Here is an 8,585-nt window from a genome sequence, read left to right as displayed (position 1 = left end):
GCCGTGGGCCCGTGGGCCGCCGGCCACCACCCGGCGGCGGCGCGCGGAGGGCGCCGCCGTACCGTATCCGACCAGCACGCTGCCCGAGCCGCTCGCGCCCGCCCCGGGGCCCGGGGAGCCGGACAGGCCGGGCGCGGTCCCGGCCGGCGGCACCTCGCCAGGCACCGGCGCCGCGCTCTCCCCGTCCACGGCGACCGTCAGCAACGGCGCCCCGACCGGCAGTTCGCTGCCCTCCTCACCGAAGCACGCCGTCACCACCCCGCCGTACGGACAGGGCACCTCCACCCGCGACTTCGCCGTCTCCACCTCCACCACCGGCTGGTCCACCACGACGACGTCGCCGACCGCCACCAGCCAGCCCACGACCTCCGCCCCGGTCAGCCCCTCGCCGAGATCGGGCAGCCGGACCTCACGCACCCGGGGGGCCATCAGCGCTCCACCTCCCACTGGAGCCGGGCGACCGCGTCCAGCACCCGGTCCACGCCGGGCAGATGGTGCCGCTCCAGCATCGGCGGCGGATACGGGATGTCGAACCCCGTCACCCGCAGCACCGGCGCCTCCAGATGGTGGAAGCACCGCTCGCTCACCCGCGCGGCGATCTCCCCGCCGGGACCGGCGAAACCCGCCGCCTCGTGCACCACCACCGCGCGCCCGGTGCGCCGCACCGACCGCGCCACCGTCTCGTCGTCGAAGGGCACCAGCGACCTGAGGTCCACCACCTCCAGGTCCCAGCCCTCGGCGCGCGCCGCCTCCGCCGCCTCCAGGCACACCGGCACGCTCGGCCCGTACGTGATCAGCGTGGCGCTGGAACCCGAACACCGCACCGCGGCCCGGCCGATCGGTCCCACGGCCGCCGGCGCCTCCGGCGACCACGGCGCCTTCGACCAGTAGAGCCGCTTCGGCTCCAGGAACACCACCGGGTCGTCGGAGGCGATGGCGGCCCGCAGCAGCCCGTAGGCGTCCTCCACGGTCGCCGGGGTGACGACGTGCAGGCCCGGCGTGGCCATGTAGTAGACCTCCGACGAGTCGCTGTGGTGCTCGACGCCGCCGATCCCGCCGCCGTAGGGGATGCGTACGGTCAGCGGCATCCGCATCGCGCCGCCGGTACGGTTGCGCATCTTCGCGGCATGGCTCGCCAGTTGCTCGAACGACGGGTAGGCGAAGGCGTCGAACTGCATCTCCACCACCGGCCGCAGCCCGTACATGGCCATGCCGACCGCCGTGCCGAGGATGCCGGCCTCGGCGAGCGGCGTGTCCGTGCACCGGTCGTCGCCGAACTCCTGCGCCAGGCCGTCCGTGATCCGGAAGACGCCGCCGAGCGTGCCGACGTCCTCACCGAACACGTGGACCGAGGAGTCCTCGGCCATCGCGTCGCGCAGGGCGCGCCGCAACGCCTGGGCCATCGTGGCCGGTCGGGCCGCGAGCGCGGCCGGCTGCTCGGCGAGCGCGGTCATCGGGCGCCGCCCCGCCCCGGCACGCCGGCCGCTTCCGCCACCGCGTCCGTCTCCGCCGCTTCCGCCGCTTCCGCCGCCGCGTCCAGTTCCGCCCGCAGCCCCCGCGCCTGCTCCTCCAACTGGCCGGTCCGCCGCGCGTACACCTGCCCGAACAGGTCCATCGGGTCGAGCACCGGGTCCGCGTTCATCCGCTCCCGCAGGCGCGCCGCCATCTCCTCCGCCTCTCCCGCGGCACGAGCCGCCACCGCGTCGTCCAGCAGGCCCCGGCCCCGTAGCACGCCCGCCAGCAGGTCCACCGGGTCGTACGCGCGCCACGCGGCCACCTCGTCGTCCGCTCGGTACCGCGCCGGGTCGTCCGCGTTCGTGTGCGCCTCCACGCGGTACGTGACGGCCTCGACGAGCGTCGGGCCCCCGCCGCCGCGCGCCCGCTCCACCGCCTCGGCGAGGACCATGTGCACGGCCGCCACGTCGTTGCCGTCGACCAGCCGGCCCGGCATGCCGTACCCGACGGCCTTGTGTGCCAGCGTCGGAGCGGCGCTCTGCTTCGCCAGCGGTACGGAGATCGCGAAGCCGTTGTTCTGGACGAGGAAGACCACGGGCGCCCGCCACACGGCCGCGAAGTTCAGGGCCTCGTGGAAGTCGCCCTCGCTGGTGCCGCCGTCGCCGACGAGGGCGAGCGCCACCACGTCGTCGCCCTTGAGACGGGCGGCGTGCGCGAGACCCACGGCGTGCGGCAACTGCGTCGCGAGCGGAGTGCACAGCGGCGCGACACGGTGCCGGTACGGGTCGTAACCCGTGTGCCGGTCACCGCGCAGCAGCGTCAGGGCCTCCACCGGGTCCACGCCGCGCGCGACCACGGCCAGCGAGTCGCGGTAGCTGGGGAACAGCCAGTCGCGCTCGGCCAGGACGGCCGCCGCCGCCACCTGGCACGCCTCCTGACCGGTGCTCGACGGATACACCGCCAGCCGGCCCTGCCGGGTCAGCGCCGTGGCCTGCGTGTTGAACCTGCGGCCCCGGACCAGCCCGCCGTACAGCCGCAACAGCAGCGCGGGATCGGCCGCGGCCTCGGCCGGCGTGCCGAAGACGCGAAACGGCCGCTCGTCGGGGAGCAGTGCCGCCGCGGCGGGGCACTCCCGCCGGTAGGGCGGTACCGGCCGGCCGGTCAGCTCGGGACCGGTCAGCTCGGGACCGGCCGGGGCGGGACCGGCAGGGGCGGGACCTTCCGGCGACGGGGTCCTGCCCGACGGGGTCCCGCTGTTCTTCACCGGCGCGCCTCCACCCCGGCTCACGGCTGCGCCTCCACCCCGGCGCACCTCAGGCCCCGGCCGCGTGTCGGCGCGACCGGTTGACCCAGGTGCGTTCCAGGTTGGCGATGAGGTCGGGGCTGTACATGCGGACGGCCTGCTCGATCGCGTACGCGGCCATGTACCGGCGGAAGACGTCCTCCGGCTCCTCACCGATCGCCAGCATCCGCTTGTTCGCCGCGACCGCCGGGTTGTCCAGGTGCGCCGCCGCGCGCTCCACCGCCGCGTCCAACTCCCCCGCCGGCACGACCTGGTCGCACAGCCAGGACGCCGCCGGATCGCCGGCCCGCAGCCGCCGGCCCCAGAAGATCATCTGCCGGCTCAGCCGGCTCCCCGTCGCGGGCACCAGCCGCAGGTTCGCGGCCCCGGGCACCAGCCCCTCGTCCATCGCGGGCAGGCTGAACCACGCGTCCTCGGCGGTCACCACCCGGTCCAGCGCCAGCAGGATCTGCGTGCCGCCGCCGATCGCGAACGAATCCACCGCGCCCACCCACGGTTTGACCACGCGCGCGGGCAGCCCGCCCGGACCGTCCTCCCCGTGGTGCAGCCCGTGCACGAACTTGGCGAGGTAGCCGACCTCGCGCCGCAGCATGAAGCCCACCAGGGAGATCCTGCCCTGGAACAGGTGGGTCAGGTTGATGCCCGCGCTGAACACCCGCCGGCCCCGGTGGGCGGGGTGCGTCATCACCCCTCCGCGCAGGACGCCCACCCGGCTGCCGTCGTCGAGCAGCACCAGGTCCGTCGCCGTCTCCAGGGCTTCGACGAGGGCGTCGTCCTCCGCGTTCAGGTAGGCGTCGTTGCAGACCTCCACCTGGGCGATGCCCTCCCTGCGGGTCACCGAGACGGTCCCCAGGTCCGCGCGACCGGTGGCGCGGAACCCGGGCAGCGCCGCCAGTGACCGCCGGGTCGGCCGCAGCATCGCGCGCAACAGGTGCGGCCCCGCGACAGCCGAGCCGAACAGGGCCTGGAACAGGAGGCCCTGGTCGATCTCCCACCCCTCCTTCTCCCACTGCGGCAGCCGCGCCTCCGCCGCCAGGCGCTCGGGCCCCGGCACCAGGCCAGGACAGCGCTCGGCGGCGAGAACGGCGATCTCCTCCACCCGCAGCGACCGGGTGAGTCCGTCGGTCAGCTCCTCGTAGAGCCGCTCGGCATGGCGGTCCAGGAACCTCCGGCGCAGCAGGCGGGCCCGCTGGTGCAGGCCGTCGGCGCGCCGCCGCGGGTCCTGCGAGCGCTTCGCCTTCGGCGGCAGCGCGTCCACCGCCCGTACGAGCTCCACCAGGCAACGGGACACCCGCTGCCGGTCCGTGCCGAACGCGCCGCTCAGCGTGGGAAGTTCACGGCCGTCCGCGATTCCTCCGTCCGCGAACCCGCCGTCCGCGAACCCGCCGTCCGCGAACCCGCCGTCCGCGATCCCGCCGTCCGTCCGGGCGGGATGCCCCGCCTCGCGCGAGGCCGGGACCTCGGCGTCCCCTCCGGCCGAGAGCCAGGATGTGGACGGCTTGACCCCCTGTGGCACCGTCACCGACGTGGCGTCCGAATCCGCAAGTTCCATACGGCCCACTCTCGGTCCGGTCGCACGCCCCGGACCATCCGCGATCGCCGCCGTTACGTGCGCGCGGGGCCGCCGGGGAACCGGTGGCGGCCCGGCTCGGGGACGCGGTGCCCCCGGGCGCGCCGGACCGGTCACCGGTGCAGTTTGGCGAGGACGTCGGGGCTGTAGGCGCGTAACGCCTGCTGGAGCGCGAACTCGGCGAGGTAGGCGCGCAGTTGCTCGGCGGGCTCATCCGCCATGTTCAGCATGGCCCGGTTGGCCGCCACGGCCGGGTTGGCCAGCCGGTCCACCGATCCGGCGACCGCGGCATCGAGCGCGTCCGGGGCCGCGACCTCGTCGAAGACCAGGCGCGCGGCCGGCTCGCCCGCCTCGATCCGGCGGCCCCACAGGACGACCTGGCGGGCCTGGCGGGCGCCGAGGAACCGGGTCAGCCGCAGGTTGGCCACGCCCGGCACGATGCCCTCCTGGGCGGCGGGGAGGCTGAAGTAGGCGTCGCTCGCGGCCAGTACCCGGTCGCAGGCGAGCAGGATCTGGGCGCCTCCGCCGATGGCGAACCCGTCCACCACGCCGAGCCAGGGCTTCTGCGCGTCCGTGCCCGGCCAGGGCCGGTCCGCCCGCACGAGTCCGCGCATCATCTTGCTGAGGTAGCCCAGCTCGCGGCCGAGCAGGAAGTCCACGAAGGAGATGGCGCCCGCGCGCAGCTCCTTGAGGTTGATGCCCGCGCTGAAGACCCGCCGGCCGGCGTACCGGGGATGGGTCATGACGCCGCCCCTGAGCACGCCGACGCGCACCTGGGGGTCGAGCAGGACGAGGTCGACCAGGGTCTCCAGGTCGGCGACGTGCTGGTTGTCCTCCGCGTTGAGGCAGTGCGTGTTGGTGAGGGTCACGAAGCCCGCGCCGCACCGGCGTTCGAGCCGCGCCGCCTTGAGGACCACCTCGCCGGTGTCCCGAAAGCCGGGCAGCAGCTCCAGCGCGCGGGGGGTCGGGCGCAGCATCGACTCCATGAGGTGGGCGCCCGGGCCGGGAGCGCGCAGCAGGGCGCGGAAGAGGATTCCCTGGTCGATCTCCCACCCCTCCTTCTCGGACTGGGGGCGCGCCGCCTCCTCGGTCATCTGCCGCGCGGAGGGCGCCAGGCCGGGGAAGTCCCGGCCGGCCGCGTGGGCCACTTCCGCCAGGCGCAGGTGTGCCGTCCGGCCGGCGGTCAGCGTGTCGTACACCCGCTCGGCGTGCAGCTCCAGGAAGGCGGTCCGCAGTTGGCGTGCCGCGTCGTGGAGGTGCTGCGCCCGGGTGGTGTCCGCCAGGCTCCTTCGCGCCCGCGGGGGCATCGCCGCCAGTTGCCCGGTCGCGTTCCGCAGGCGGGCGGTGGCGCGTTCACGGTCGGTGTCGAAGACGCCGGTGAGCGGCACGGGGGCGGCCGGGGGCTGCCGGTCCTCGGCGGCGGTGGCCGCGGTCACTTGCCGTCCTCCGTCAGGTCGGTACGGCGCAGGGCCCGGTCGCAGGCGGCCAGATGGCTTCCCAGCGCCTCCTCGAAGGAGACCGTGCCGGCGTCGAGCAGGAGCCGGCGGCGCAGGGCCGGCTCGGTCCCGGCGGAGTCGGCGGCCCGCTTCAGGACGGCGGCCAGCGCGGCGCCGGCGTCCTGGGTCACCTCGTCGAGCACTCCGGCGGCGTGCAGGGCCGGTACGCCGGTCTCGCCCGGGAACAGCACGAGCCGACGGGCCGTCGCCAGGCCCACCTGCTGCACCAGCCGGTACAGGGCGGTCCCCGGCCACATGCCGTCGGTCCTGGTGCCCGCGTCCAGCGTCGTACCGGGTCCCGCGACGCGGTGATCGGTGGCCAGCAGGACCTCCAGGCAGGCCTGGTTGCACCGGCCCGCGACGATCCCGACGGTCAGCGCGTCGAGCCGTTCCAGTCTGCGCAGCGCGTTCTCCCACTTGCCGACCAGGTGCACCTGCGCCGGTCCCGGCCATGCGGCGGGCGCGTCCTTCGACCCGGTCAGCCGCACCACCAGGACCCGGCCGCCCCCGGCGTCCTCCACCCGGTCGCAGGCGTCGGCGAGTTCCGCCACGAGGCCGGGTGTCAGGGGGCGGGCCACGTCGATGTCGGCTTCCACGACCGTCTGCGAAATGGTGGCGTGCATACTGCGGACTCCTCCTGCGGGGTCGGTACCGGGCGTCGGTGCGGGGCGCCGGCTCAGAAGCGGACGAGGGCGGTCTCGATGGTCGAACCCGGGCCCATCGTCATGAGCACGCCGTGATCGCCGGGCCGGGGCACGCCCTCACGCACCAGGCGGTCGTACGAGAAGAGGAACGACCCGCTGGACACGTTGCCGAAGTCCCGCAGGACACCGGTCGTGTGGCGCAGGTCGTGCCGGGACAGGCCGAGGTTGACCCGCACGGAGTCGATGACCTTCTTGCCGCCCGAGTGCACCACCCAGTGCGCGAGGTCGCTGCGCCGCAGACCGGTGCCGGCCAGCAGCCGGTCGACCGCGGTCTCGGCGTGCGCCCCGACGACGTAGGGCACGTCCCGGTCGAGGAAGAAGCTGAACTTCCCCGCGGTGTCGTCCCAGTCGTAACGCATCGCCGGGCACGCCTCGGGGATGAGGTGGCTGGCGAACTTGAGGATTTCGGGTCCTGGCCGGAGTCCCGGCCGGGGTCGCGGTCCTGGCCGGGGTCCTGGTCGCGGTGCCGGTCCCGGTCGCGGTCCCGGTCCCGGTCCCGGTCGCGGTCCTGTGGCGTCCGCCGGGCCGGTGCTGAGCGCGACGGCCGCCGCGCCGTCGCCGAAGAGGCTGTTGACCACGGACGTGCGCATCGTGCCGTCGATGACATAGGCGGCCGAGCAGACCTCCACGCACACCATGACGGCCACCCGTCCGGGGTTCGCGCTGCTCCAACCGGCCACGGCGTTCAGCGCGTTGAGGCCGGCGTTGCAGCCCATGCCCACGACGTCGAGCCGGCCGGTGTCGACGGCGAGACCGAGCTCCTTCATCAGCAGGGCGCTGAGTCCCGGCGTCAGCAGGCCGGTGCTCGACACGCAGCACAGGTAGCCGACGTCGTCCTGCGACAGCCCCGCGGCCGTCAGGCAGCGGCGCAGCGCGTCGGCGCCCATGGCGATCCCCTGGGCGGCGTGCTTGCGCAGCAGTTCGCCCTGGGTCTCGACGTGCGGGCGCCCCAGCCGGTCACGGGGCGGGAGGGTGAGGCAGCGGCGGTCGATCGCGCTGTTGGCGAAGACCGAGCGGACGCGTGCGTCGGTGATCCCGAAGAAGTCGAGGACTTCCTCCTGCGTGTAGGAACGGGTCGGGACCGCGGTGCCCACGCCGAGAAAGGTCGGTCCGGCACGGCGGGGAAGGGGGGTGCCGCCCGGTCGGGGGACGCGGGCGGCCCCCGTCTCGGCGGTCGCGGCACTCAGCGTGTTCATGGGCTGATCAACCTCCAGTCGGGACCGGCGGAAGGGCCCCGTGGACGTGGCACCACGGGGCCGTCCGACCGGTCTCCGGGACTCGGCGCACGTCGCCGGAGTACGCCGAGTGGTCCGCGGGCCTCATCGGCGCAGTCCGCACGGTTGCGTAACCCGCTTTCCCCGCCCGGCTCCTGCGGACCGGGCGGCGGGGTGGGCCCGCGGGCGCGGACCGAACCGCTCGCGGAGGTGCCGGGTGCGCCGGGCGCTCCGGACGTGCCGGGTGCGCCGGACGTGCGGGGTGCGCCGGGCATGCCGGGTGCGCCGGGTGCGCCGGGGCGGAAGGGCCCCCGCCCCGGCTTGGTGGCCGACGGCTTGGCGGACCGCCACCGACCGACCGGCCGGCCGGCTCGCGACGCGGAGAGCGCCCTGGCACCGGGGCGCGCGTGCCGGCCGGGTGACCCGCCGCGCGGCACTTCTCGATCGGTGCACCGCCTGGGATCGGTGCCCGGTCGAGCGGGCGCGCGCGACGGGAGCCGCAACTCACCCGTCCATGGCCTCGACCAGGCTCTTGGGCCGCATGTCCGTCCAGTTCTCCTCGATGTGGGCAAGGGCACGGGTGCGGCCGGCCCGGTCGAGGCCCACGCGCCAGCCGTCGGGCACGTCGAAGGACGCGGGCCAGAGGGAGTGCTGTCCTTCGTCGTTGACCAGCACCAGGAACTCGCCGTCCGGTTCGTCAAAGGGGTTCATGCCCCGAAGGTTCCAGACATCGAACACTTCGGGTATCGGTGATGCCCGCAGTTACGCCGGTTCCCGCCGCCGGGGCCCGTACCACCGACCGCCGAAGCCCGCGTCGGCAACCTCACCCATGAAATCCGCGCA

General features: G+C 75.0%; 8 protein-coding genes. All 8 read right to left on the bottom strand.

Translation table 11 applies throughout. The annotated features are described in order from the left end of the window. A partial coding sequence (locus tag AB0399_RS30340; RefSeq protein ID WP_366413520.1) for a biotin/lipoyl-containing protein occupies positions 1-429 on the bottom strand: 429 nt, incomplete at its 3' end. Then, complete coding sequence (locus tag AB0399_RS30335) at positions 429-1,454, bottom strand: alpha-ketoacid dehydrogenase subunit beta (RefSeq protein WP_329361917.1); 1,026 nt, start codon at positions 1,452-1,454, stop codon at positions 429-431. The genes AB0399_RS30335 and AB0399_RS30340, both read right to left, overlap by 1 nt. Next, on the bottom strand, positions 1,451-2,620 hold the full coding sequence (locus AB0399_RS30330) for a thiamine pyrophosphate-dependent dehydrogenase E1 component subunit alpha (protein ID WP_366413523.1): 1,170 nt from the start codon (positions 2,618-2,620) through the stop codon (positions 1,451-1,453). The genes AB0399_RS30335 and AB0399_RS30330 overlap by 4 nt, the downstream gene beginning before the upstream one ends. Before the next feature lie 148 nt (positions 2,621-2,768). Further along, on the bottom strand, positions 2,769-4,310 hold the full coding sequence (locus tag AB0399_RS30325) for an enoyl-CoA hydratase/isomerase family protein (RefSeq protein WP_366413519.1): 1,542 nt from the start codon (positions 4,308-4,310) through the stop codon (positions 2,769-2,771). A gap of 131 nt (positions 4,311-4,441) precedes the next feature. Then, positions 4,442-5,764: a (3,5-dihydroxyphenyl)acetyl-CoA 1,2-dioxygenase DpgC gene (dpgC, locus tag AB0399_RS30320; RefSeq protein ID WP_366413518.1), complete on the bottom strand. Its 1,323-nt coding sequence runs from the start codon at positions 5,762-5,764 to the stop codon at positions 4,442-4,444. Continuing rightward, positions 5,761-6,447, bottom strand: a complete 687-nt coding sequence (dpgB, locus tag AB0399_RS30315) for an enoyl-CoA-hydratase DpgB (RefSeq protein WP_366413517.1) — start codon at positions 6,445-6,447, stop codon at positions 5,761-5,763. Before dpgB ends, dpgC begins: the two co-directional genes overlap by 4 nt. Before the next feature lie 53 nt (positions 6,448-6,500). Further along, positions 6,501-7,724 (bottom strand): 3,5-dihydroxyphenylacetyl-CoA synthase DpgA, encoded by a 1,224-nt coding sequence (gene dpgA, locus AB0399_RS30310; protein ID WP_366413516.1) that lies wholly within the window; start codon positions 7,722-7,724, stop codon positions 6,501-6,503. 522 nt (positions 7,725-8,246) lie between these two features. Next, the gene (locus AB0399_RS30305; protein ID WP_329361926.1) at positions 8,247-8,453 is read right to left on the bottom strand and encodes an MbtH family NRPS accessory protein; all 207 of its coding nucleotides are present in this window, start codon (positions 8,451-8,453) and stop codon (positions 8,247-8,249) included. Positions 8,454-8,585: the final 132 nt, after the last annotated feature.

The organism is Streptomyces sp. NPDC088194, from assembly GCF_040702025.1.
GTDB lineage: Bacteria > Actinomycetota > Actinomycetes > Streptomycetales > Streptomycetaceae > Actinacidiphila.
Note: the sequence above shows the minus strand (reverse complement) of the source record. Positions and strands in the feature narration are given on the sequence as shown.

Excerpts from the sequence above, each read along its gene's own strand:
- AB0399_RS30335 (WP_329361917.1), bottom strand. The coding sequence starts at position 1,454 with ATGACCGCGCTCGCCGAGCAGCCGGCCGCGCTCGCGGCCCGACCGGCC.
- dpgA (WP_366413516.1), bottom strand. The coding sequence starts at position 7,724 with ATGAACACGCTGAGTGCCGCGACCGCCGAGACGGGGGCCGCCCGCGTC.
- dpgB (WP_366413517.1), bottom strand. The coding sequence starts at position 6,447 with ATGCACGCCACCATTTCGCAGACGGTCGTGGAAGCCGACATCGACGTG.
- AB0399_RS30305 (WP_329361926.1), bottom strand. The coding sequence starts at position 8,453 with ATGAACCCCTTTGACGAACCGGACGGCGAGTTCCTGGTGCTGGTCAAC.
- AB0399_RS30325 (WP_366413519.1), bottom strand. The coding sequence starts at position 4,310 with ATGGAACTTGCGGATTCGGACGCCACGTCGGTGACGGTGCCACAGGGG.